This window comes from Neorhizobium puerariae (genome assembly GCF_042429745.1).
Taxonomy (GTDB): domain Bacteria; phylum Pseudomonadota; class Alphaproteobacteria; order Rhizobiales; family Rhizobiaceae; genus Neorhizobium; species Neorhizobium puerariae.
The window spans coordinates 1-23,467 of record NZ_JBHMAA010000028.1 but is presented as its reverse complement, the minus strand read 5'-3'; the positions used below and the strand labels follow the sequence as shown (position 1 = coordinate 23,467).

The 23,467-nt window shown below is 62.6% G+C and carries 19 protein-coding genes; 14 read left to right on the top strand and 5 right to left on the bottom strand.

What is annotated here, in order from left to right:
• Positions 1-452 precede the first annotated feature (452 nt).
• A complete protein-coding gene (locus ACFFP0_RS22945) occupies positions 453-1,841 on the top strand; it encodes an FAD-binding oxidoreductase (protein ID WP_377264535.1) in 1,389 nt (462 codons plus the stop codon).
• A gap of 203 nt (positions 1,842-2,044) precedes the next feature.
• On the opposite strand, the gene ligM is transcribed toward ACFFP0_RS22945, so the two are convergent.
• The 4 genes from ligM to ACFFP0_RS22925 form a co-directional block, all read right to left on the bottom strand.
• Entirely contained in the window at positions 2,045-3,451 is a 1,407-nt protein-coding gene (gene ligM / locus ACFFP0_RS22940; protein WP_446692717.1) for a vanillate/3-O-methylgallate O-demethylase, read from the bottom strand.
• Positions 3,452-3,639: 188 nt separating this feature from the next.
• The gene (locus ACFFP0_RS22935) at positions 3,640-4,734 is read right to left on the bottom strand and encodes an ABC transporter ATP-binding protein (protein WP_377264533.1); all 1,095 of its coding nucleotides are present in this window, start codon (positions 4,732-4,734) and stop codon (positions 3,640-3,642) included.
• Between the two features lie 90 nt (positions 4,735-4,824).
• A complete protein-coding gene (locus tag ACFFP0_RS22930; RefSeq protein WP_377264532.1) occupies positions 4,825-6,591 on the bottom strand; it encodes an ABC transporter permease in 1,767 nt (588 codons plus the stop codon).
• Positions 6,592-6,664: 73 nt separating this feature from the next.
• Positions 6,665-7,726 (bottom strand): ABC transporter substrate-binding protein, encoded by a 1,062-nt coding sequence (locus ACFFP0_RS22925; RefSeq protein ID WP_377264531.1) that lies wholly within the window; start codon positions 7,724-7,726, stop codon positions 6,665-6,667.
• A gap of 543 nt (positions 7,727-8,269) precedes the next feature.
• On the opposite strand from ACFFP0_RS22925, the gene ACFFP0_RS22920 reads away from it, so the two are divergent.
• The 13 genes from ACFFP0_RS22920 (at position 8,270) to ACFFP0_RS22860 (ending at position 21,689) form a co-directional block, all read left to right on the top strand.
• Entirely contained in the window at positions 8,270-9,172 is a 903-nt protein-coding gene (locus ACFFP0_RS22920) for a LysR family transcriptional regulator (RefSeq protein ID WP_377264530.1), read from the top strand.
• A 240-nt stretch (positions 9,173-9,412) separates the two neighbouring features.
• On the top strand, positions 9,413-10,492 hold the full coding sequence (locus ACFFP0_RS22915) for an amidohydrolase family protein (protein WP_377264529.1): 1,080 nt from the start codon (positions 9,413-9,415) through the stop codon (positions 10,490-10,492).
• A 3-nt stretch (positions 10,493-10,495) separates the two neighbouring features.
• The gene (locus tag ACFFP0_RS22910) at positions 10,496-11,599 is read left to right on the top strand and encodes an amidohydrolase family protein (protein WP_377264528.1); all 1,104 of its coding nucleotides are present in this window, start codon (positions 10,496-10,498) and stop codon (positions 11,597-11,599) included.
• Positions 11,600-11,637: 38 nt separating this feature from the next.
• Complete coding sequence (locus tag ACFFP0_RS22905) at positions 11,638-12,762, top strand: amidohydrolase family protein (RefSeq protein ID WP_377264527.1); 1,125 nt, start codon at positions 11,638-11,640, stop codon at positions 12,760-12,762.
• Complete coding sequence (locus ACFFP0_RS22900) at positions 12,759-13,865, top strand: amidohydrolase family protein (RefSeq protein ID WP_377264526.1); 1,107 nt, start codon at positions 12,759-12,761, stop codon at positions 13,863-13,865. The genes ACFFP0_RS22905 and ACFFP0_RS22900 overlap by 4 nt, the downstream gene beginning before the upstream one ends.
• Before the next feature lie 2 nt (positions 13,866-13,867).
• The gene (locus tag ACFFP0_RS22895; RefSeq protein ID WP_377264525.1) at positions 13,868-14,281 is read left to right on the top strand and encodes a Rieske (2Fe-2S) protein; all 414 of its coding nucleotides are present in this window, start codon (positions 13,868-13,870) and stop codon (positions 14,279-14,281) included.
• 55 nt (positions 14,282-14,336) lie between these two features.
• Positions 14,337-15,356, top strand: a complete 1,020-nt coding sequence (locus ACFFP0_RS22890; protein ID WP_377264524.1) for an ABC transporter substrate-binding protein — start codon at positions 14,337-14,339, stop codon at positions 15,354-15,356.
• Between the two features lie 178 nt (positions 15,357-15,534).
• On the top strand, positions 15,535-17,145 hold the full coding sequence (locus tag ACFFP0_RS22885) for an ABC transporter substrate-binding protein (RefSeq protein WP_377264523.1): 1,611 nt from the start codon (positions 15,535-15,537) through the stop codon (positions 17,143-17,145).
• A gap of 42 nt (positions 17,146-17,187) precedes the next feature.
• Positions 17,188-18,177: an ABC transporter permease gene (locus ACFFP0_RS22880; protein ID WP_377264522.1), complete on the top strand. Its 990-nt coding sequence runs from the start codon at positions 17,188-17,190 to the stop codon at positions 18,175-18,177.
• Between the two features lie 10 nt (positions 18,178-18,187).
• Positions 18,188-19,018, top strand: a complete 831-nt coding sequence (locus tag ACFFP0_RS22875; protein ID WP_377264521.1) for an ABC transporter permease — start codon at positions 18,188-18,190, stop codon at positions 19,016-19,018.
• The gene (locus tag ACFFP0_RS22870) at positions 19,015-19,797 is read left to right on the top strand and encodes an ABC transporter ATP-binding protein (RefSeq protein WP_377264520.1); all 783 of its coding nucleotides are present in this window, start codon (positions 19,015-19,017) and stop codon (positions 19,795-19,797) included. The genes ACFFP0_RS22875 and ACFFP0_RS22870 overlap by 4 nt, the downstream gene beginning before the upstream one ends.
• On the top strand, positions 19,794-20,576 hold the full coding sequence (locus tag ACFFP0_RS22865) for an ABC transporter ATP-binding protein (RefSeq protein ID WP_377264519.1): 783 nt from the start codon (positions 19,794-19,796) through the stop codon (positions 20,574-20,576). The genes ACFFP0_RS22870 and ACFFP0_RS22865 overlap by 4 nt, the downstream gene beginning before the upstream one ends.
• An 18-nt stretch (positions 20,577-20,594) precedes the next feature.
• The gene (locus ACFFP0_RS22860) at positions 20,595-21,689 is read left to right on the top strand and encodes a pyridoxal-phosphate-dependent aminotransferase family protein (protein ID WP_377264518.1); all 1,095 of its coding nucleotides are present in this window, start codon (positions 20,595-20,597) and stop codon (positions 21,687-21,689) included.
• Here the strand turns inward: ACFFP0_RS22860 and ACFFP0_RS22855 are convergent.
• Positions 21,677-23,245, bottom strand: a complete 1,569-nt coding sequence (locus ACFFP0_RS22855; protein ID WP_377264517.1) for a VOC family protein — start codon at positions 23,243-23,245, stop codon at positions 21,677-21,679. The two genes, ACFFP0_RS22860 and ACFFP0_RS22855, sit on opposite strands and share 13 nt — an antisense overlap.
• Positions 23,246-23,467: the final 222 nt, after the last annotated feature.

Genomic DNA, 23,467 nt, shown 5'->3' with positions numbered 1-23,467 from the left:
AATAGTCGTGTATACATCGACTCCCTCCCATGCCCGGTCTCCCGGAACGATCCATTCCTCCATGGTTATCGTCCACCCGAGCGTCCGAATTTCAACACATCCATGTAGAAACGACAAGTTTCCTTTTATGTCCGGGGCATAAAAAATCAGGCAACCTGAGAATTTCCCGCCGCGCTCTTCCCAAGAAGCATGAACCGTCTAGAATGCGTTGAATACCATTCTTGCATACACTGTGCGGGATGGCGGCGCGGCAACCGGAGGCCGGTTAAGGAGGACGGCCTGGGCTTGCGGCCTTCCGATCGTCGGGAAATTGGAGATATCGAAACCGCGAACCTGCCGGCGACATCCGGCGCCGGGACACGGGCGGAAGTTTCGGTTTTCGATCACATATCGGCGCAAGGCGTCAAAGACATTCACGTCACCATTGCGGCCCTCGGGGAGGAGGAAAACACATGGACGATCTCGTTACAGCCGCCACCAGGGTGGTTGCCGAACTCAAGGCCGTTCTCGGCGACAGGCTGATCACGTCCGCCGCGGTCCGCGAGCACCACAGCCACGACACCTCCCGGCTAAGGCCTCACCTGCCGGATGCCGTCGCCTTCCCGCGCACCGAAGAGGACGTGCAGGCGATCGTTGCGGCTTGCGCGGCGCATGGCGTGCCGGTCGTCCCCTTCGGCGCCGGCTCCTCGATGGAGGGCCATACGATTCCCGTGCGCGGCGGCATCACGCTTGACACCCGCGAGATGAACCGCATCCTGGAAATCCGCCCGGAGGATCTGCTGGCGGTGGTGCAGCCGGGCGTCACCCGCAAGCAGCTCAATGTGGAACTGCGCGAAACCGGGCTGATGTTCTCGGTCGACCCAGGCGCGGATGCCTCGATCGGCGGCATGGCTTCGACCCGTGGCAGCGGCACGACGGCGGTCCGCTATGGCACCATGCGCGAGAACGTGCTGGCGCTGAGGGTCGTGACGCCCGACGGCACGGCGATCCAGACCGGTTCGCGGGCGCGAAAGTCATCAACGGGCTATGACCTGACGCATCTTTTCGTCGGCGCCGAAGGCACGCTTGGCGTCATCACCGAACTCACGGTGCGCCTGCATCCCATTCCCGAAGCGGTCTCCTCCGCCATCTGCTCCTTTCCAACCGTCGCAAATGCCGTCGAGGCGGTTATCGAAGCTGTGCAATACGGCATCCCGGTCGCCCGCGTGGAATTCATGGACGAGGTGGCGATCGCCGCCACCAACAGCTATTCGAGGCTCGATCTGCCGGTAGCCCCCACCCTCTTCTTCGAATTCCACGGTACGCAGGCCTGGGTCGAGGAGCAGGCGCGGCTGGTTGAGGAAATCACCCTGGGGCATGACGCAATCGGCTTCCGATGGACGGCGGATGCCGACCAGCGCACGAAACTCTGGCAGGCCCGGCACGACATGTTCTGGGCGACCAAGGCGATCATTCCCGGCTACGATCTCTATACCGGCGATATCTGCGTGCCGATCTCGCGTCTTGCCGATAGCATCGTCGCCGCGCGCGCCGATATCGACGCATCCTCGCTGAAGGGCCAGATCATCGGTCATGTCGGCGACGGCAACTTCCATACAGCCTATCTGATCGATCCCGACAATCCGGCACATCTGCAGGAAGCCGAGGAAATGGCTGACCGCCTCGTCGAGCGCGCGCTTGCCGTCGGAGGCACCGCAAGCGGCGAACATGGCATCGGCATGGCGAAGCTCAAGTTCATGCGCAAGGAACACGGCAAGGCCGTCGACGTGATGAAGAAGATCAAGGCCGCGCTCGACCCGCTGGGCATCATGAACCCCGGAAAGATGGGGGATGAAGGGTAAGGAGTGGTGCTGCGAAACAGCGGCGGTCAATCCAGCGATCGCTCGCTGCGGCGAACGCCGGGAACCCAAGCGAGCGGCCAGGAGCCGGCGCGGCATGTTCCGCCCGCATTCCCGCCCCGGCGCGTAGGCCGCGTTTATTTACCAAACATCCAGACGAGAAACGGCGCCCGAAGGCGCCGCTTTGTCTTGGGCTGAAAAGACTGTCAGTCGTGCTTCGTACGCCAGCTTTCGGCGTAGTTCTCGCGGGCTTCACGCGCATAAGGCGTCGGCGAAACCCGGACGCGAATCTCGGCCTGCTTATGCCCCTTCTCGATCGACGTCTTGTCGGTGCCGCCGTTCGGCTCGCCCCAGATCAGGGTCAGCACATCGCCTTCCTTGATGTCGGGATCGACAACGCCGAGGGAAAGCATGCAACGCTCATTGTAGCTGTAGCCGTTGAACATCGACATGCCGACGACCTTGCCGCCCTTCATGATCCGGTCGGCACTGGAAGACGCATAGTTCGGCTGCGGCAGGTCGATCCACTTGTAGGCCTCGCCGCCGGGCACGAAGTTCGAGGCGATGACCTTCATCACATCCTCGGCGTTCCACTCGAAGGTTACCTTCTTGCGCTGCGGCTTGGCCTTCATGGCCTCAAGCGCCTCGCGGCCGACAAAGTCATGGTCGAACTTGACGTAGATGCCGTAACCTAGCTCGTACGGATTGACGTAATAGTCCTCGATATTGTCCGAGACTAGGCTGCCGCCGATCGAGCCTGTGGCTTCATAACTGTCCTCGGTCAGCCAGTCGCGATATCCTTGCAGTTCCGCACCGGTATAAATCCCCGGAAGCGGCGACGGAATCCAGCCGGATTCCAGCGTGTTGGTGGAATAGGCGCGGGCGCCGACGAGGTAAAGATCGACACCTGCATCCTTGGCGGCCTTGACGATGATGTCGCGGACCTCGTCCTTCTCCGCATAGGGACCCCAGATTTCGAGACCCGGAGCGCCCGCCATGCCGTGACGCAGGGCCTGCACTCTCCTGCTGCCCACATTGATCCAGTCGACGTGGAAGAACTTGATGTCCGGGATCGGGCCGCCATTCATCTTCTCGAAGATCTTCGGCGCATCCGGACCCTGGATCTGGAAGCGGTAGTGCACGCGGTCGACCTGCTTGCCGTCCGGACGCGAGGGGGAGCGCGGATCGTGCGTCAGCTTGACGTCATGCTTGCCGAGCGAGGCATTGTAGCGCAGCCAGTTGGCGGTCGGGGCGCGGCCGACGAGAACGAACTTGTCCTGACGCTCGCGGAAGATGATCATGTCGCCGATGACATGGCCGGCCGGCGTTACCGGAACGTAGTGCTTGGCGCGATTGGTGTCGAAATTGGCAAAGCTGTTGATCGACAGGCTTTCGAGGAACTTGGCCGCATCCGGGCCTTCGACGATCAGCTCGTCCATGTGGTGCGACTGGTCGAAGAGAACGGCGGATTCGCGCCAGGCGACCTGTTCCGTGCGCCAGTTCGAAAACTCCGGCGCCACGACCGGATAGATATACATGCCGATGCGCGAATTGCGCAGCATCTCCACGGTATTGCCCTTTTCCTTCAGGATCTGGGTCAGATTCTTGGCCACTCTTCGTCCTCCCGATAACAAACCGATACGTCCGAGCTTCAATTTCCGGAAGCGCAGCGCGTCCTGTCCGCAGCATCTATGCATACATAAAACAGGCCAGCGCCATTAAAAATCGGCAGAAATCATAATTTTCCCTGATTACCGAAAGATTCGGGCCCATCATGTACACAATTCAAGACGACGCCCATTCAGTTGCGGACAGCCCATGCGGCGCTGGAAGGCGCGGCAACCGTCACCGGACGACCGATACCGACATCCGCGAGCGACGGCGTTTCCACATGCAGCGTCTGGGCCGGCGTCTTGACCATGATCGAGCGATGCGGTCCCCGGAAGATTGCCTGGGAAATTTCGCCCGACCACGAAAGTCCGCCGTTCGCTGCGCCGATTTCGCGAATCTGCAGGTTCTCCGGCCGGACCATTACGGTGACGTCCGTGCCCCTCGGCATTTCGGTCGCCGCGTGACATTCGCCCGACCATCCCTGACCTTCGACATCCAGTTTGTAGTATTGGCCGCTGTTGGGGCGGCAATCCTTGACGGTCGCGCTGAGCAGGTTCGGGGTGCCGAAGAAGGCAGCCACCTGGCGGTTCTCGGGCCGGCGATAGATGTCCTCCGGCGCTCCGACCTGCAGGATCTTGCCGCCGTGCATGACAACGACCCTGTCGGAAAGCGCCATCGCTTCCGACTGATCGTGGGTGACATAAAGCGCGGTGATCTTCAGCCGCTGCTGCAGCGCCCGGAACTCGTCGCCCATCTGGGTGCGCAGCCGCGCATCGAGGTTCGACAGCGGCTCGTCGAGAAGCAGAACTTCCGGCTCGAAAACCAGCGCGCGGGCGATCGCGACACGCTGCTGCTGGCCACCGGAGAGCGCGGGCGACGGACGGTCCGCATACTGATCCATCTCGACGAGGCGAAGCGCGTTCATCACCCGATCGCGGATTTCGCTGTCCGGCCGGCGTCGGATGCGCAAGGGGTAGGCGACGTTGTCGAACACCGTCATGTGCGGCCAGATCGCATAGGATTGGAACACCATGCCGAGGCGGCGGCGCTCGGAGGGCACGAAATAGCCCTTGTCCGCATCTGACACGACATTGTCCCCGATGCTGATGCGGCCGCCGGTATTCTTTTCGAGTCCCGCCACCATGCGCAATGTCGTGGTCTTGCCGCACCCGGAGGGGCCGAGCAGCGTCACGAACTCCCCGCTTCTGATTTTCAGGTTCACATGGTCCACCGCGGTCACCGCGCCATACATGCGGCTCACGTTTTCGAGCGTTACCGAAGCCATACTTCTTTTCCTCATCGAGCGCGGAGCAGATATCCGCGGACTGAAACAATCGACTGCCGCCGGCGATACCGACCCCGCCGGCCCGCAAGATCAGAGCTTGCTGATGCGCGCCTTGATGAACCTGAGCTGCACCCAGCGGAACAGGATGACCAGCAGCATCATCAGGAGGCCGATGACGCTCACCTGCTCGGCATTGCCGTTTGCCCAGAGTTTCATCAGCACGACGGCGAGTGTTTCCGACCCGACCGAATAGAGCAGGATCGAGGCGGAAAGCTCGCGCATGATGCCGAAGAACGTCAGCACCCAGCCGACTGCGAAGGCCGGCCACGCAAGCGCCACCAGGATGCGCCACATGGTCTGCAGCCAGCTTGCGCCGTGAACCCGCGAACATTCCTCCAGGTCATAGGAAAGCTGATGGTAGGAACCCGTCATGACGCGCACCGCGACCGGGGTCCCAAGCGCGATATAGGCAAGCAGCAACGCCCAGACGGTGCCGTAGATCGGAATTGGCCCCGGCAGCATGGCGAAGGCCCAGAGGAAACCGACACCGAGCACCATGCCCGGCATCATCCACGGCAACCAGGCCATGCCGTCGATCAGGCTGCGGCCGCGCCATTTGGTGCGGATCGAAATGTAGGCGACGATGGCTCCGAGCGCCATGGTGGCGGTCGCCCCGAGCAGGCCGAGCATCATCGTGTTGCGCACGGCCCGCCAGAACTCGGAATTCGAAAAGACCGCCTGATAGTGCTCCAGCGTCAGCATGTCATAGGTGTAGAAACCGAAGAAGCGGAAGAAGGAACCGAGCAGAAGCTGGCCGACCGGCAGCACCACGGTAACGAGGAAGAACAGCACGCAGAATGCGAAGGTGACCCAGCGCCACGGACCGAGTTCCATCACGTTCGGGCGGAACCCCTTGCCGGTGACCGTCTGGAAACTCTTGCCGCGCAGGATCGCCCACTGCGCGACGACCAGCAGGAACATCAGCCCCATGATCGCGAAGGAGAGCGACGTGGCATACTGGTAGTCCGGCGTGGCGCGGTGGTTGATCGACTCGTAGATATCCGTGGTGATCACCTTGATACCGGCGGGCAGGCCGAAGAACAGCGCGGACTCGAACGTCTCGATGCCCTTGATGAAGCTCAGCATGAAGGAGCTGGTAAGAACCGGCAGCATCAGGAGCAGGGTGATCTTGCGGAAGGTGGTCCAGCGCGAGGCGCCGCACATGCGGCTCGATTCCTCGAGCGACGGGTCCATCGCCCGGAATGCATCGACCATGAAAAGGAAAAGGAACGGGATGGAATACTGGCACATGTGCCAGATGACCCCGCCATAGGAGTAGATGTTGAAAAGCGGGTCCTGCGCGCCGGTGAGCCAGCGCCAGACCATGTTGATGACGCCGACCTGCGGATTGGCGAGCATGCCCCAGGCCATGGCCGTCAGGATTGGCGGGATGAAGAACGGCAGCGTGATCAGCACTTCCAGCGTGCCGCGGAAAGGCGTGTCGGTGCGCGCGACGATCCAGGCGAGAAACACGGCGATCGTCAGCGACGGAATGGTCTTCGCCAGCGAAATGCCGATCGTGTTGACCAGAACCAGAAAGTTCTGGGTCGTCATGATGGCGCGATAGCCGTTGAGGTTGAATTCGCCCGCCATGCCCGGAGGCGTGGAATGCAGGCTGCCGTAAAGCAGCATGGAAAGCGGATAGATCGTCAGGAAGCCGAGTATGAGGATCAGCACCAGCATGCCGATCACGCGCGTCAGCGAACCGCCCGAGAAGGCCCGCGTGACGGCGTTGCCGCCAAGAACCGGTGCCGTGTCGTTGATATCGTCTAGGGAGCGATTATGGATAATCGTCATAGGATTCCTCGCTGCTCCGATGTCATGAAAAGCGGCACCGCCGCCCGCCGCATGCCGGCGGCGGTACGGCTCTTTACTTGAAGATTTCCTTGGACTTGGCGAGCATCTCGTTCTGGCGTCGGGAGTCGGTGCTGCCAAAGAGCTTGGCCTCCGAAATCGCCTTGGTGTCAGGCGGCAAGCCCTCCGTCGCGCCTTCCGTCACCGCGCCGTATCCGAGCTGGGCATAGATCTTCTGCGAGACCGGCCCCTGCAGGAAGTCGACATAGAGCCTGGCCGCATTCGGATGCGGGGCGTTCTTGAGAACCACGTTGCCATAGAGAACGTAGCCGACGCCCTCTTCCGGAACGATGAACTTGACGGGCAGGCCCTTCAGGTCCGAGAAGTCCGTCAGGATGACCGGCATGTAGATCGAATATTCGCCGCGCGCGGTGCGGCGCTGCGACTCGCGCTGGTCGCGCGTGAAGACGAGCTTCTGCGTGGCCACCTTCCTCACATAGTCTTCGCCGATCTTGTCATAGGTCGAGAAGAACCACAGATATCCGGCGCCGATCGCCCGCGGATCGTCGGCAAGAATCTTGCCCTGCCACTTCGGATCGGCAAGGTCCTTCCAGCTTTTCGGCTCGTCGGCCGGCTTGACGAGACCGGTATTGACCATGATGCCGTAAGGTATGGTCATGACGGGCGCCATCGGCACATCGAGCTTGAATTGCGACTTGACCTTCGCAGCGTTCGGGGTGACCGGCAGAGGATCGACGGACTTGTCTTCCTGAACGTAAAGGCGCGTCTGGCCATCGCTGGTGAACATCACATCGGCGGCGAAACGGCCGGCCGCCTGCTCGACACGGACACGCTCGCGGATCTCGCTGGCGCGAGCCTCGAGAACCTCGACGTTGATGCCATATTCCTTGGTGAAGGCCGCGGCGATCGCCTTGGTGCTGGGCTGGCCGACGAGCGCGGTATAAAGAACGAGCGTCCCCTCCTTCTTGCCCGCCTCGATCACCTTCTGCCATTCGGCATCCTGTGCGTGGGCCGGCAGGCCGGCCGCCACCGCCATGGCGGCACCGCCCGCAGCCGCCAGAAAAAAACGCCGCGACCATTCGCAAATGGCCGATGTCATCGATGTCGTTCTCGTCACGTCTCTCTCCTCCCTGGAACTGACGATAGGATGCAGCGGCAGGCATTCCCCGGCATTGCATCCCAAACTTCTCGGCGGCGGACACGCCGCGATCTCCTTCACCCGTTCAGGCGGCGCCGCTTTCCCGATCGGCTCCGCCTTCCCTGCCTCCAAACAACCAGCTTATCGGCGCCTGCCTCACGTTCCGTGCCTGCGCATATCGGCTGGAAAGCGATGGTGCATTGCCCATATTTGACAAGCTCCCTGATACGCGCAACATGAAACGGGCCTGCGGCCCCGGATTTGGGGCAAATCGATCGATACCGGCTGAAACTTCCTCTTCTCCGAATTCCGATCGGCCTCCGCAGATGAAGCTGGCTTCCCTTCGGGCGCGAGATCGCTGCGGGGGGATTCGAAATTCCCTCTGTTGCTACATTGACCTTTTCCCATGCACGGGAAAAGCACCATTTTTTTACATTCACTTTTCTCGAAAACAGAAAGATAAGCTGTGCTAGACTCGACACGGAGGATTGCCCGCGAAAACGGCTTGGGAGGGCCAAAGGCTTGGATACACTTATCAATATTCGCACGTTTCTGACCGTTGCCCGCTCCGGCAGCTTCTCGGCCGCTGGTCGCCACATGGGCGTCGCACCCTCCGTGGTCACGAAACGCATCAGCCGGCTCGAAGATCAGATGCGGGTGAAACTCTTCATCCGTTCGACACGCCAACTCAGCCTGACGGAAGTCGGAGAGCGCTATCTGCCCCGCTATCAATCGCTTGTGAAGGAGATAGACGATGCGATCAGCGGCGCCGCCGCCGTCGCCCAGCGGATCGAAGGGCATCTGCGGATCAAGGCTCCGACCACGGTCACCATCGCTTTCCTCGCCCGTATCCTCAGCGACTTCCAGCAGGAACATCCGAACGTCACCATGGATCTTGCCCTCGTCGACCGCTCCGTCAACCCGGCGGAGGAAGGTTATGACATCGCGCTCGGTGCCTTGCCCGCCTCCTATTCCAATGTCATCGACGAACCGCTTTGCCCCTATCCGCGAAAGCTTTGCGCGGCTCCCGCCTATCTTGAAACGCGCGGCATTCCGAAACATCCCCGCGACCTCGTCAACCATATCTGCCTGACCTTCCATGCGACGGGTTCGACCTGGTCCTTCCTCAGCCCCGGTGGGCCTGTCGATGTGGAGGTGCGCTCCGCGTTCAGCGCCAACGACACGCAGATCCTGCACGACCTCGCGCTGCGCGGCCGTGGCGTTGCCATGGTGGCAAGCTACGTCGCGGAAGAATCCATCAAAACCGGCAGGCTCGTCGAGCTTCTGCCGGAATATCCGGTTTCGGAACTCTGGCTGAAGGCGCTGATCCCCCAGACCCAGGCACGCAAGCCAACCGTCAAGGCCCTTCTCGAATGGCTGCGCATCCACATGCATACGGCCCTGGTGACCGGTCGCCCCGCCTGAATCGCGGGCATCTTTGCCATTGGGGAAAAGCCGGAGGCCCTGCAGCTTTCTCGAATCGCGAAAGCCGCTAAGACAAAAAAGAGTATTCTCACCTTTCCGCCTCGCCCTTACCCTCCCGAATTGAGGAAACGCATCACGGATGCGGTGGTCGGTTGTGTTCGTGGACGCACCGACCGGGGAGTGAGGATCGGTTGCCGCCGGACGAGAAGGCGGTCGACCGACAAAAGGGAGGTTTGCGCGGTGGATACTGCTGCGATCCAGCGGGGCCCGGTTCTGTCGCAACTGGGCGCGATTGACTGCGACGTTCATCCGGACGCGCCTCAGCGCGCCGATCTGCTGCCCTACTTCGATGACTACTGGCGGGAAATCGTGGTTTCTCGGGATGTCGATCGTCTCGAACTGACCGGCTTCCCGACGCGCACCAGGCCCTTTTTCCGCGAAGACTGGAAAGCGACGGAAGGCAAGGGCGTCGAGAAGCTGCGCAAGAACCTGCTCGACCCCTATGGCCTCAAATATGCGATCCTCAACTGCGTTACGGGCGTTCACGCGATCTACGATCCCTATCTCGCGGCAGCGGTTTGCCGCGCCACCAACGACTGGCTGAAGGCGGAATGGCTGGATCGGGACCCGCGCCTGCGCGCCTCGCTCGTCCTGCCGATGCAAAATCCCGAGGCGGCGGTCGAGGAGATCGAGCGGTTTGCCGACGATAAACGCTTCGTGCAGGTGCTGGCGCTCTGCATGGGCGAAATGCCGCTCGGCCGGCGCTTCTACTGGCCGATCTACGAGGCAGCCCAGCGCCACGGCTTCACATTTGGCGTGCATGCCGGCAGCGCCTATCGCCATGCCCCCAGCCAGAGCGGTTTCCCGTCCTACCTGGCTGAGGACTACGTCCACCAGATCCAGGGCTTTGCGGCTCAGGTCGGCAGTTTCGTCGCCGAAGGCGTGCTCGGCAAATTCCCGGACATGAAGATCGTGCTGATCGAATCCGGCGTGTCGTGGCTGCCCGGCCAGATGTGGCGCATGAGCAAGGACTGGCGCGGCGCCCGCATCGAAGTGCCGTGGGTCAAGGAACCGCCGGCATCGCTGATCCGCCGTCAGATCCGCATGACCACGCAACCCTTCGACGCCCCGCGCGATCCGCGGGAGCTGGAACGCATCATCGAACATCTCGACGCCGACGACATGCTGCTCTTCTCCACGGACTATCCGCACGCGCAATTCGAAGGAGACGCCGCCATTCCCCCGGGCTTTCCGGAACGCCTGCTCGACCGCCTCCTTCGGGAGAACGCGTTTGCCACCTATCCGAGACTGGAGGACTAAGCCATGAACCAGGCCGTTCTGGAAAAGGATGCCAAGTCTGAAGCCAGGCTCGGCATCGTCGATTGCGACATCCACCCCGCCTTCGGCACGCCGGGCGAGCTTTCGAAATTCCTGCCCGTGCGCTGGCGCGACCACCTGACGGACTACGGGCAGCGCAGCGCCAATCCCGTCGTCGGCACGCTCCCCTATCCGCGCATGACCCCCGGCAACGGCATGCGCCGCGACGCCTGGCCGCCGAACGGCGGACCGCCGGCGTCCGATCTTGCCTACCTGCGCGAACAGCTCCTCGATCCGCTGGACATCGAATACGGCGTCCTGCAGCCATTGGCGGCCGGCTCCTCTACATTGAACCAGGAACTTGGGGCGGCCATGTGCGCCGCAGTCAACGACTGGCAGATCGACAAGTGGATGGCTCCGGAACCGCGCCTCAAGGGCTCGATTTCGGTCACGCAGGAAGATGTGCCTGCGGCGCTTGCGGAAATCGAAGCGCGCGTCGGCGACAAGCGCTTCGTCCAGATCGCCATCCCGCCGCGCACGATCGAACCGGCGGGCCGACGCCGCTACTGGCCCATCTACGAAGCGGCCGAGCACCATGGCCTGCCGATCGGCATGCATTCGGCCGCCTATGGCTGGCATACCAACAGCGGTGCCGGATGGTTGTCCTTCTATATCGAGGAACATTACGCATTCTCCCACAGCCTACAGTCCGTCGTCATCAGCATGATCTTCGAGGGTGTCTTCGAACGCTTCCCGAAGCTCAAACTGGTGGTCGTGGAGGGCGGCTTCGCCTGGGCCGCCCCGCTTGCCTGGCGGCTCGACAAGCAGTGGGAGCGGATGCGTTCTGAAGTGCCGCATGTGAAACGCCCGCCTTCGGAGTACCTGCGCGAGAACATCTGGTTCACGACGCAGCCGATCGAGGAGCCGGAAAACAACCGCCATCTTCTCGATACGCTGCGATGGATCGGCGCGGACCGGCTGATGTTCTCGACCGACTACCCGCACTGGGATTTCGACGACCCACGCTACGCCTTCAAGGTTCCGCTTTCCCCGACGGAGCGGACCCGGATCTTTCGCGAAAACGCAAGGCAAGTCTACCGCCTGCCCTGAAATGCCAATGCCTGAAATGCCAACAAACGAGTGTCCGCATGAATGAGATGATCCGATCACTCGGCAAGGAGCCGGGCCTTTCCACGGTTGGCGGCATCGACTGCGACCTGCATCCGGCCTCACCGGCGACAGCGGCGCTGCTCGCCTATCTGGACGACTATTGGCGTGAGACCTTCGTGATGCGCGGCGTGGACCGGCTGAGCCTCGCCATGACGTCCTCGCCGGCCCGCGCGCCGATCAATGTCCGCCCCGAATGGAAGGCGAAAAGCGGCTTTGCCGGCGACACGCTCGAAGCGGTACGCGCCCAGGCGCTCGATCCGTTCGGCACGCGGCTTGCCATCTGCAACGTGCTGCATGGCTCGATGGTCATGCATTCCGACGACATGGCCGCAGCACTTTGCGGCGCGGTCAACGAATGGCTGTCGCGCGAATGGCTGGACAAGGAGCCGCGCTTGCGCGGTTCCATCATCGTCTCGGCCCAGAATACCGAACTCGCCGTCGCGGAAATCGAAAAACGCGCCGACGACGAGCGTTTCGTCCAGGTGCTGATCCTCGCCCAGAACGACGAGCCGCTCGGCCGCCGGCGCTACTGGCCGATTTACGAAGCCGCAGCCCGCAACAAGTTGCCGCTCTGTATCCACGCCGGCGGCAGCAACCGCCACGCGCCGACGGCCACCGGCTGGCCGAGCTTCTTCGTGGAGGCTTATGTCGCACAGGCTTCGATCTTCGAAAGCCAGCTCCTCAGCCTTGTCGCCGAAGGCGTCTTCCACAAGGTGCCCGATCTGAAGGTCGTTTTCGCCGAAAGCGGCTTCACCTGGCTGCCCTCCTTCTTCTGGCGGGCGGACAAGACCTGGCGCGGTGTGCGCGCCGAGACGCCCTGGGTCAGCGAACAGCCGAGCGACATCGTGAAAAGGCATGTGCGCTTCACGCTGCAGCCGGTCGAGGCGCCCCTGGAGACGGATGCACTCGCACGCACGCTCGAACATATCGACTGCGACGACATGCTTCTCTTCTCGACCGACTACCCGCATGCGCAGTTCGAAGGCTTGCACGCTCTTTCCTCTGCTTTCGGCGAGACGCTCGCCAAGAAAATCCTGATCGACAACCCGCTCGCCACCTATCCGCGGATCGCTGCGGATTTTCAGAAGGAGGTCGCGAAATGACGGAACCGCAAACACTCGAACGCCCCGTCGAAACGAAGACCAAATACAATCTGATCGACTGCGACATTCATCCGGCTATGAAGTCCCCTGCAGAAATATTGCCCTATCTCTCGCAGCGCTGGCGGGATCATCTGGCGACCTATGGCGGCCACACCCGCCAAGGACTGGCCGAAACGCTTTCCCATCCGCGCATGGTGCCGGAAGTCTCCCGGGTTGATTCCTGGCCACCCGCCGGCGGACCGCCGGGTTCGGACCTCCCGTTCCTGCGGGAACAGCATCTCGACGGCCTCGGCATCGATATCGGCGTTCTCGTGCCACTGCGCTTCAATGCCAGCGGCCAGCGCCATCCGGATTTCAGCGTGGCAATTGCCACCGCGATCAACGACTGGCAGCTCAGTAAATTCCTCGAACCGGAGCCACGCCTGCGCGGTTCGATCATCGCCACGCAGGAAGATCCGGCCAACGCCGTCGCAGAGATCGACCGCCGCGCCTCCGACAAGCGCTTCATCCAGATTCTCCTGCCGCCGCGCTCGATCGAGCCTTTGGGCAAGCGCCGTCACTGGCCGATCTTCGAGGCGGCCGTCAGCCATGGCTTGCCTATTTCACTGCATGTCGGCGGTGTCGGAGGCCATCAGGCCACAGGCGCGGGCTGGCCGTCCTACTATATCGAGGAACATCACAGCCAGGTGCAGACCATGCAGGCGGTGATCGCCAGCCTTATCTTCGAAGGCGTTTTCGAACATTTTCCGGAGCTCAGGATTTCCTTTGTCGAAGGCGGCTTTTCCTGGGTGCCGTCCTTCGGGTGGCGCATGGACAAGGCCTGGGCCGCGATGCGCGACGAGGTTCCTCATGTGAAGCGGCCGCCATCGGAATATCTGCGCCGCAACATCTGGTTCACCACGCAGCCCATGGAGGAACCCAATCCGGCCCGGAACCTCGCGGACACGCTGAAATGGATCGGCTCCGATCGGCTGATGTTCTCGACCGACTACCCGCACTGGGATTTCGACGATCCCCGCTACGCCTTCAAGATACCGCTCACCGCGGCTGAGAAAACGGCGATCTTCGCCGGAAACGCTGTCAACTTCTATGGATTGAATTGAGAATGGCTCGTCACGTCGTCGCCAGGGTCGATGAACTTCACGTCGGCAAATCCAAATTGGTGAAGGTCGCAGGCCGCGACATCGCCCTTTTCAACGTCAAGGGCGAATTCTTCGCGATCGCCAACCGCTGCCCGCACGAGGGGGCAGACCTTTGCCGCGGCCAGATGGTCGGGCTCGCCGAATCCGACGAACCCGGCCAATACCGCATGACGCGGCACGGCGAACTGGTCCGCTGCCCCTGGCACGGCTGGGAGTTCGACATCCGTACCGGAAAATCCTGGTGCGACCCGGCGCGTACCCGCGTGAAAAGCTTCGACGTGACCGTTGCCAGCGGCGGTGCCCTCACGGAAGGCCCTTACCAGGCGGAAGTCTTTCCGGTCTCCATCGACGAGGACTACGTGGTCGTCGAGATCTGAAAACCCGATATCTGAAAACCATCGAAATTCAGGCGAATATTCTAGGGAGGAGAACATGTCGCTTATCCGGAAACTGGCCGCGTTCACGCTCGGCATGATGCTCGCGGCACCCGCGCTTGCGCAGGACGCCGACTGGAACAAGGTCGTCGAGGCCGCCAGGAAGGAAGGAACGGTCACCGTCTACAATTCACAGCTCGGCGCTCCGAACTTCGTCGCAGTCATCGATTCCTTTCAGAAGAAATACGGCATCAAGGTTGAATCGCTCGATGTCCGCGCCAGCGAACTGACCGAGCGCCTGCGCTCTGAACAAGCCGCGGGCCGTTATATCGCCGACATCCAGATGCATTCCGCCAATTCGATCGAAACGGGAAAGGCGCAGGGCATAGCCGTCGAGCCGCTCGGCAATATCCCGAACGTCGCCAATATCCGCGACGACATGAAGAAGGAGGTCGCCGGCGACCATGTGCCCGGCTTCCTGCAGGCTTACGGAATCCTCGTCAACACCGGCCTCGTGAAGCCGGAAGACGAACCGAGAAGCTGGAAGGATCTCGCCGACCCGAAGTGGAAGGGCAAGATCCTCTCCGACGACATGCGTCCGCTCGGCTCCGGCGGCACCATGTTCGTGGTATTCAACAAGTCCTTCGGCCAGACCTTCAACGAAAAGCTCGCAGAGAACAAGCCGGTCTTCAGCCGGGACCTCCGCAATGACGCCCGCCGCGTCGCCCGCGGAGAATATCCGGTCTACATCCCGCAGATGTTCGCTTTCGCCAACGACCTGAAAGGCCTGCCGATCAAGGTCATCGTTCCTCCGGAAGGCGTGCCCTACGTATCGATCCACTTCGCGATCATGAAGAACGCCCCGCATCCGAACGCGGCGAAGCTCTTCATCAATCACTTCCTGGATATGGAATCGCAGGTCACTTATGCGAAAGCCTGGATGCTGCCGGTCGCCAAGGGCGTGGAAGATCAGCTAGATCCGGAATCCAGGCGCTTTGCCAGCGCAAAGCTGCTCGGCACCCGCGAGATGGACGAATACGGCCCGATGATGGACCTCGCGAAAAAGATTTATCCCTGATTTCCTCCCAGGGCGCCTAACCCCGGCGGAGAGCTGTCTGCCGGGGCTTTTTTTGGCATTCGCTATCTGCTTTCAAACGAGAATTTGTTCCCGAATGCGGCGTGGAGGAATTTCCTGCCTGTGCTGACGGAAATTTCGCTGCCAATATGACGGCAAAGAGTGCGCGCAGGAGAGAGCCATGACGATCGCCAACCTATCCAGAAGAACCCTTTTGCAGACAGGCGGCGTGCTGCTTGCATCGACGGCGCTGCCCGGCCTTGCCCGTTCGCAGAACGCCCACTCCGGCGGCCGGCTGATCGTCGCGGCGGATTCCGAGCCCAAGAATCTCAATCCGGCGATCGTCGCCTCGAACGGTGTTTTCTTCATCGCGAGCAAGATCGTCGAACCGCTTGCCGAGGCCTCCTTCGACGGCAAGGACGGGCTGAGCCCCCGTCTCGCCACGTCCTGGGAAGGCTCCACGGACGGCAGGTCGATTACCTTCAAGCTGCGCGACGGCGTGAAATGGCATGACGGCAAGCCATTCACGTCCTCTGACGTCGCCTTCTCGGCGCTCAGCATCTGGAAGCCGCTGCAGAACCTCGGCCGCATCGTCTTCGCCAATCTCGAAGCCGTGGAGACGCCGGATGCGACCACCGCCGTCTTCCGCTTTTCCAAACCCACCCCGCTTCAGCTCATCCGAAACGCGCTTCCCGCCGTCAGCAGCGTGGTGCCGAAACATGTCTACGAAGGCACCGACATCGCCACCAATCCGGCCAACGTGAAGCTCATCGGCACGGGACCGTTCAAGCTCGCCGAATACAAGCCGGGCGAATATTACCGCCTGACCAGGAATGCGGATTACTGGGCGAAGGGCGAACCCAGACTGGACGAGGTGATCTTCCGCGTCCTGCCCGATCGCGCCGGCGCAGGCGCGGCCCTGGAAGCGGAAGAAATCCAGCTCGCGGCCTTCTCCGCCGTGCCGCTGACCGACCTCGCCCGCATTTCCAAGGTGCCGGGCATCAAGGTGATCTCGAAAGGCTACGAAGCGCTGACCTACCAGCTCGTTGTCGAGATCAATCATCGCCGCAAGGAGCTGGCGGACGTGAAGGTGCGGCAGGCGATCGCACATGCGATCGACAGGAAGTTCGTGGTCGACACGATCTTCCTCGGTTACGCCGCCGCTTCCACCGGACCGGTGCCGAAGAATGCACCGGAATTCTACGATGCAAGCGTCCCGACCTACGCTTTCGATCCGGCCAAGGCCAATGCCCTGCTGGACGAGGCCGGCTACAAGAAAGACGCCAATGGCACCCGTTTCTCGCTGAAACTGCGTCCCGCCCCCTATTTCAACGAAACGAAGCAGTTCGGCGACTATCTGCGCCAGGCGCTCGCCGCCATCGGCATCGACGCGCAGCTCGTCAACGCCGACTCCGCCGCGCACCAGAAGGCCGTCTATACCGAGCACGATTTCGACCTTGCCGTCGCGCCGCCTGTCTTCCGCGGCGACCCGGCGATTTCGACGACCATTCTCGTGCAGTCCGGAATTCCGGCCGGCGTGCCTTTTTCCAATCAGGGCGGCTATGCCAACAAGGAGCTCGACGGCATCATCGCCAAGGCGGCGGAAACCATCGATACGACCGCCCGCACCAACCTTTACAAGGAGTTCCAGAAGATCGTCGCCACCGATCTGCCGCTGATCAACGTCGCGGAATGGGGCTTCATCACCGTCGCTCGCGATACAGTGCTGAACGTTTCCAACAATCCGCGCTGGGCGGTGTCGAACTGGGCGGATACCGCACTGCAATCGTGATAGGTTCGGGTTTCAAAAAAGAGTCCCGAGGCGTTCCGCAGCGTGAACCGTGCCCTTCGATTGATCAGGCGTCGTGTGATCAGCAGCATTCCGGTGCTGCTGATCGTCGTCATATTGACCTTCCTGCTTCTGGAATCCGCTTCCGGCGACGCGGTGGATGCCTATCTCCTCTCGATCGGCGGCGGAGACGCGGCTGTCGCCCGGTCGCTGCGCCAGTCCTATGGGCTCGATCAGTCGACGCTTGCGCGGCTCTGGCTCTACGTCTCCTCGCTTGCCAGGTTCGATCTCGGATGGTCGGTCGCCTTTGGAAGGCCGGTGCTCGACCTGATCCTCGAACGGCTACCGAACACACTGCTCTTGATGGGCAGCGCCACCGCGCTTTCGTTCGGCCTCGGCTCGGCGCTCGGGATCATCGCCGGCGCCAGACCGGAAAGCCTAAGGGATAGAGCGCTTTCGACCCTTTCGCTGATTCTCTATGCGATCCCGAGTTTCTGGCTCGGTCTCGTCCTCAGCATCGTTTTCGCGGTCCAGCTCCGCTGGCTGCCGACATCGGGGATAGAAACCATCGCGTCGGGAAAAACGGGACTTGCCCGCGCCGCCGATATCGCCACGCATCTCGTCCTGCCGGTCGGCGCACTGGCATTGATCTATACGGCGCTTTTCCTGCGCGTGATGCGCGCCGGCATGACGGAGGTCTGGGCGCTGGATTTTGTGCTCTTCGCCCGCTCGAAAGGCCTTTCGCGCGCCCGCATCGTGCTGCGGCATGTGGCCCGCAACGCGCTCCTGCCCCTTGTCACCATGCTCGGCCTGCAATCGGCCACCATGCTCGGAGGCAGCGTGGTGATCGAAAGCATATTCGCCATTCCCGGCTTCGGCCGGCTGGCGCAAGAGGCGGTCGGCGGGCGCGACTCACCGTTGCTGATGGGCATCATCGTCGTCAGCGCCGTTCTGGTCATCTGCATCAACCTTGCCGTCGACATCGTCTATGCCGCGCTCGACCCGCGCGTCGGGGCTTCTGAGCCCGGTTTGTGAGAGGCATGGCATGAGCTTGATTCGAAATCTCATGAAAACACCGGAAGGCGCTGCAGGCATTGGCATTCTCTCCCTGCTGGTGCTGGTCGCGCTCTTTGCGCCGGTCCTTTCTCCCGGCGATCCGCTGAGGATTGCGGGCGCACCGCTTCTGCCGCCGTTCACCGACCCGACCTTTCCCCTGGGCACCGACCGGCTGGGCCGCGACGTTCTCGCCGGCATCGTCCACGGCACGCGCACGTCGCTCGTCGTCGGGCTCGCGGCGGCCCTTGCCGCCATCGCCATAGGCTTGTGCGTCGGTCTTGCCGCCGGGTTTGCCGGCGGGCTTGTCGACGAGGCGCTGATGCGCGTGGTCGATGCCTTCCAGATCGTCCCCGGCTTTCTGCTGGCGCTCGCCTTCGTCAGCGTCATCGGCGCGTCCGCTCCCATCGTGGTGCTGGCGATCGCTCTGGGAGCCTGGCCAAACCCCGCGCGCCTGACGCGCGCGCAGGTCCTGTCGATCAGGGAACGGGATTATGTCGCCTCGGCACGGGTCATCGGCATGCATCCTGCGGAGATTGCCTTCAGAGAGATCCTGCCCAACGCATTGCCGCCGGTTCTGGCTCTGTCGGCCATCATCGTCGCAGCCGCGATCCTGACCGAAGCCGCACTTTCCTTCCTTGGCCTTGGCGATCCGAACGCGGTCACCTGGGGTTCGATGATCGCCGAGGGCCGCAACATCCTGCGTTCCTCTCCGTCGCTGTCGATCTTTCCCGGCATCGCGCTGGTAGTGACTGTCGTCGGCGTCTACCTCTTCAGCGAGGGTCTCACCAAGGCCCTGGCGGACCGGAGGGCGGACGCATGAGCACCCTTTGCGAAATCAGGGGCGTGTCGGTCACCTATGGAAAACAGCCCACGCCGGCGCTGAGGAACGTCGATCTTGATATTTTCAAGGGAGAGAGGCTGGCGATCATCGGCGAAAGCGGCTCGGGCAAGAGCACGCTCGCCCGCGCGCTGGCCGGGCTTTTGCCGCCCGCGTCAAAGGTCACGGGCGATATGCGCTGGTCCATGGGCAGGCCACCACAGCCCGGCCGCGACCTCGGGTTCGTTTTCCAGGACCCGTCCTCCAGCCTGAACCCGGTGCTGACGATCGGCGAACAGGTGGCGGAGGGTGCAAAGCGGCATCTGGGCCTCACCTGGAATATCGCCTATGTCCGCGCCCGGGAGATGCTGGAGCATGTCCGCATACCGCAGGCTGCGAGGGCGATGAAAGCTTTCCCGCACCAGCTTTCGGGCGGCCAGAGGCAGCGGGTCGCGATTGCCGCGGCACTGGCGGCCAAGCCCGGCATCCTCATTGCCGACGAGGCGACCAGCGCGCTCGATATGGTCGTGCAGACGGAAATCGTGTCGCTTCTCGGCGAACTGGTGCGGGAAGCCGGGATGACGCTCATTTTCATCACGCATGACATTGCGCTGGCATCCGGTTTTGCCGATCGCGTCGCGATCTTCAAGGACGGCAGCCTGATCGAAGCCGGGCTGACGGGCACCGTCCTGACCGCGCCCGGTAGCGCTTATACGAAAGCCCTGATCGCCAGCCATCGCGATCTGAATACCCCGCCCCTCATCCGCGAGGGCGCCTCATGACGCTGCTCGCCATAAAGGACCTTTCAAGGCATTTTTCCTCTGGCGGCCGCGACGTCACGGCGCTGAACGAGGTCTCCCTGACGCTTTCGGCAGGCGAAACGCTCGGCCTCGTCGGCGCTTCGGGAAGCGGGAAATCGACGCTGGCCCGCATCCTCATGCGTTTGATCCCTGCCGATAAGGGAACGATCCGCTTCGAGGACGAGGACTGGCTTGCGCTTTCCGGCGCGGAACTGCGAAGGCGCCGGGCGAAGATGCAGATGGTCTTCCAGGATGTGCTCGGCGCATTCAATCCGCGCGCCACGGTCGCCTCCGTGCTCGACGATCCGCTGCGCATCCACGGGATCGCCCCGAAGGCCGGACGTCCGAAGGAAATCGCAGCGCTGCTCGATCGCGTCGGCCTGCCTGCGGGTTACACCACGCGCTCGATCCGCGAGGTCTCGGGCGGCCAACGGCAACGGATCGCGATCGCCCGCGCCATCGCCACACGGCCATCGCTGATCGTGCTGGACGAAGCGGTCTCGGCGCTGGATGTCTCGATCCGCGGGAAAATCCTTGAACTTCTGGTCGAGTTGCAGGAAGAACGTGGGATTGCATATCTCTTCGTCTCGCACGATCTCGCCGTGCTTCGTGCGGTCTCTCACCGGATCGCCGTCATGGATGCCGGACGACTGGTGGAATCCGGCACGGCGCGGCAGGTGATAGAGACTCCTCGATCCCCGGCGGCCAGGGCGCTGATTGCGGCCGTGCCGCGTCTCGTGACCGGAATGCCGGAAAAATAACGCCAGAAGGATGGAGCCATGACGTTTGACCGCTGGAATCCGCTGAACGACACCCCCGTCTTTCCGGCAAGGCGCTATGCTTCGATCGCCGATCGGATCGGCAAGGTCCTGCATACCCGCAACGATGTCCTCCTGATTCAGGCCGAAGCGGTCGTGGCGCTGGAAGCCGTCGCGACCAGCCTTGCCCGGCCCGGCCTCAGGACACTCAATATCGTCACCAGCCCGTACGGTCTCTGGTTCGGCGGCTGGCTGCGGCGAGGCGGCGCGGAAGTCATCGATCTTGCGGCCGAACCGGCACATCCGATCGCCCTTGCCACCGTGGAAGCCACACTCCGGGCCAACCCGGATATCGCGGTTCTCTCCCTCGTCCATGCGGAATCGGCAAGCGGCATTCTCAATCCGTTGAAGGAGATCGTCGCCCTCGCCCGTGCCCGCGGCATCGTGACCGTCGTTGATGCTGTCGCCTCCGTCGGCGGCCACGCGCTCGATGTCGACGAACTGGGCATCGATATCGCGGTCATCGGGCCTCAGAAGTCGCTGGCCGGGCCGGCTGGCCTGTCGGCCCTTTCCGTCAGTCCCGCCGCATGGGAACTGATCTCTCAAGAAAACGGTCCAAGGGATTCGATTCTTTCGCTTCTCGACCAGAAGACCTGGCTCGACGGGGATCGGGGAGCCCTGCCCGGCACGACCGCGCCGCTGGAATTCTTCGCCCTGGAAGCGGCCCTCGATCGCGTCGAGGCGGAGGGTTTGGGGGCGCTCGTCGCCCGGCATGAACGAGCGGCCAGGGCAACCCGCACGGGGCTGACCGCGCTCGGCGCCGAACCCTGGACACAGCAGCAAAAGGCTTCTCACCTCGTGACGACGGCGGTAGTTCCGCGCGCGGCCGATCCGAAGGCCCTGCTTGCCGCCGCAGCGCCGCTCGGCATGGAGCTTTCCTCAGGCGTCGGCCCGGGCGCGGAACGCCTCGTCCGGTTGAACCATACCGGTCTTCGCGCCCGTTTCGACATCGTCCTCGGAAATGTCGCGGCCTATGGCATGGCGCTCGGGAAACTCGGCTTTCCGGCCGATATCGCAGCCGCAGCGGATGCAGTCGCCAGCATTTACGCCGATTGACCGGGTCCGACCCCATCCAGCCAGTTGCGGACGATCGCCTCATCCTCCGCGTTAAGCCCGTGGTTGGCGTCGAGCTTGATCGCCGTCACTCCCACCCCCGCCGCCGCAAGCCGGCGCTCCAGTTCCGCCGCATAGGGGCCGTAGAAATCGTCGGTGGCACTGACCGACAGGACCTCTGCGCCGGAAAGGTCCACGGCCGATGTGTCTTCCAGCACGTTCACCGCCCGCAACAGAACCGCCTTGCGGACGATGCCCGGATGAAGCTGCATCACCGCCCCCAGCATGTTCCCGCCGTTCGAATAGCCGAGAAACGCCGTGCGCGCCGGGTCGACGTCATAGGCATGCCCCAGAGCCTCCGCGAAAGCGACAAACGCCTCCGCTTCCGACGCGATGTCGCTCTGGTCGAAGCGCATCTGGCTGAGCCGGCGGAAGAAACGCGGCACGCCTTCGTCGATCGCTCGACCGCGTATTCCGATCAGCATCGCGTTCGGCGCGACCTTGCGGCCAAGCGGCAGCATGGTCGTCTCGTTGCCGCCGGTGCCGTGCAGCAGCACCAGCGTCGAACCGTCCCATTTCTCAGGCATATGGATACGATGGACGAAAGGCAGGTCGCGATAGGTGATCCGCTCTTCGCCGGGAAGGCCGAACTGCGGCAGCATCGCCGTCAGTTCCTCATGGTCTTCCTTGAAGTGCGCCGGGATGAACAGTTCTGACCCGAGCGTCTCCAGCGGCTCGTCAGCCGCAAAACCCGGCCCGTCCGTCGCAAGCTCGATCAGCGTGCCGGACGGTTCGCGGACATAAAGCGAGTAGAAATAGTGGCGGTCGTGCATGTTCATCTCGCCGGCGTCTTCCGCCAGCAATCCCGCATGCACGGCCTCGACCTGGGGCCGGTCAACGGCGCGAAGGGCGATGTGGTCGATCGTGCCGGTGCCGGGTGCCGCGGTCCAGAAACCACCCGCATCGCGGACATCGACGATATCCCGTGCATCCGACACCAGCCGCTGGATGTTGCCTTCCTTCACCCCGAGCCGGAGACCCATGTGGCGCGTCAGGAATTGCGCCGTCTGCTCCGGCTTTTCGGAAAGGATCGTCGCGCCGTGGAGCTTTCGGATCGCATCCGCTTCCGCGATACCGCCGCCGCTCCACCAGACCCAGGGCGTCGTTTCCTCGACGCCGACGAGCTTGACGATGATGCCGTCCGGGTCGGTCAGCCGCAGCACCGTTTCGCCGAATTCCTGGGCGGGGCCGGCAAGCTTGACGTTGAACTGCAGCGCCCGCGTCAGCCAGAAGCCGATGGCCTCGGGCGCAACCGAAAAGCTGATCTCGCTCGGCGCCCCGTGCCCGACACGCCCAAGCGAGCCGTCTTCCCAGGCAAGGAAAGTGACCAGCGAGCCCGGCGTCGCCGCCCCGTCTCCGTAGAACAGGTGAAGCTGGCGGGCATCCTCGAAACCGGCGGTCCGCTTGACGAGCCTGAGGCCAAGGAAGCCCGCATAGAAATCGACATTCGCCTGGATTTTCCGGGTGATGGCGGTGATGTGATGCAGGCCACTTGTCATGCGAATGTCGAACCTTTTTATACTGAACATGGCGCAACGATATCAGCCCGGACTTCTCCTAGCGATATGCGAGGCTCAAAAGAACCCGTGGAAACATCTAGATCGTGGTGACGATTTAGGGAATTGGGATTCCCAAAGTTGAGCAAATCGGATTCAACGTTGATTTTGGAGATCAGCGATGGATTGTGATGCACTTCGAGACGATCAGTGGGAACGGATCAA

What these genes read in the sequence shown, in the direction of transcription:
- ACFFP0_RS22860 (WP_377264518.1), top strand. Translation starts at nt 20,595, where the DNA reads ATGACGTTTGACCGCTGGAATCCGCTGAACGACACCCCCGTCTTTCCG.
- ACFFP0_RS22885 (WP_377264523.1), top strand. Translation starts at nt 15,535, where the DNA reads ATGACGATCGCCAACCTATCCAGAAGAACCCTTTTGCAGACAGGCGGC.
- ACFFP0_RS22905 (WP_377264527.1), top strand. Translation starts at nt 11,638, where the DNA reads ATGAATGAGATGATCCGATCACTCGGCAAGGAGCCGGGCCTTTCCACG.
- ACFFP0_RS22900 (WP_377264526.1), top strand. Translation starts at nt 12,759, where the DNA reads ATGACGGAACCGCAAACACTCGAACGCCCCGTCGAAACGAAGACCAAA.
- ACFFP0_RS22875 (WP_377264521.1), top strand. Translation starts at nt 18,188, where the DNA reads ATGAGCTTGATTCGAAATCTCATGAAAACACCGGAAGGCGCTGCAGGC.
- ACFFP0_RS22865 (WP_377264519.1), top strand. Translation starts at nt 19,794, where the DNA reads ATGACGCTGCTCGCCATAAAGGACCTTTCAAGGCATTTTTCCTCTGGC.
- ACFFP0_RS22935 (WP_377264533.1), bottom strand. Translation starts at nt 4,734, where the DNA reads ATGGCTTCGGTAACGCTCGAAAACGTGAGCCGCATGTATGGCGCGGTG.
- ACFFP0_RS22890 (WP_377264524.1), top strand. Translation starts at nt 14,337, where the DNA reads ATGTCGCTTATCCGGAAACTGGCCGCGTTCACGCTCGGCATGATGCTC.
- ACFFP0_RS22855 (WP_377264517.1), bottom strand. Translation starts at nt 23,245, where the DNA reads ATGACAAGTGGCCTGCATCACATCACCGCCATCACCCGGAAAATCCAG.
- ACFFP0_RS22895 (WP_377264525.1), top strand. Translation starts at nt 13,868, where the DNA reads ATGGCTCGTCACGTCGTCGCCAGGGTCGATGAACTTCACGTCGGCAAA.
- ACFFP0_RS22930 (WP_377264532.1), bottom strand. Translation starts at nt 6,591, where the DNA reads ATGACGATTATCCATAATCGCTCCCTAGACGATATCAACGACACGGCA.
- ACFFP0_RS22910 (WP_377264528.1), top strand. Translation starts at nt 10,496, where the DNA reads ATGAACCAGGCCGTTCTGGAAAAGGATGCCAAGTCTGAAGCCAGGCTC.
- ACFFP0_RS22870 (WP_377264520.1), top strand. Translation starts at nt 19,015, where the DNA reads ATGAGCACCCTTTGCGAAATCAGGGGCGTGTCGGTCACCTATGGAAAA.
- ACFFP0_RS22945 (WP_377264535.1), top strand. Translation starts at nt 453, where the DNA reads ATGGACGATCTCGTTACAGCCGCCACCAGGGTGGTTGCCGAACTCAAG.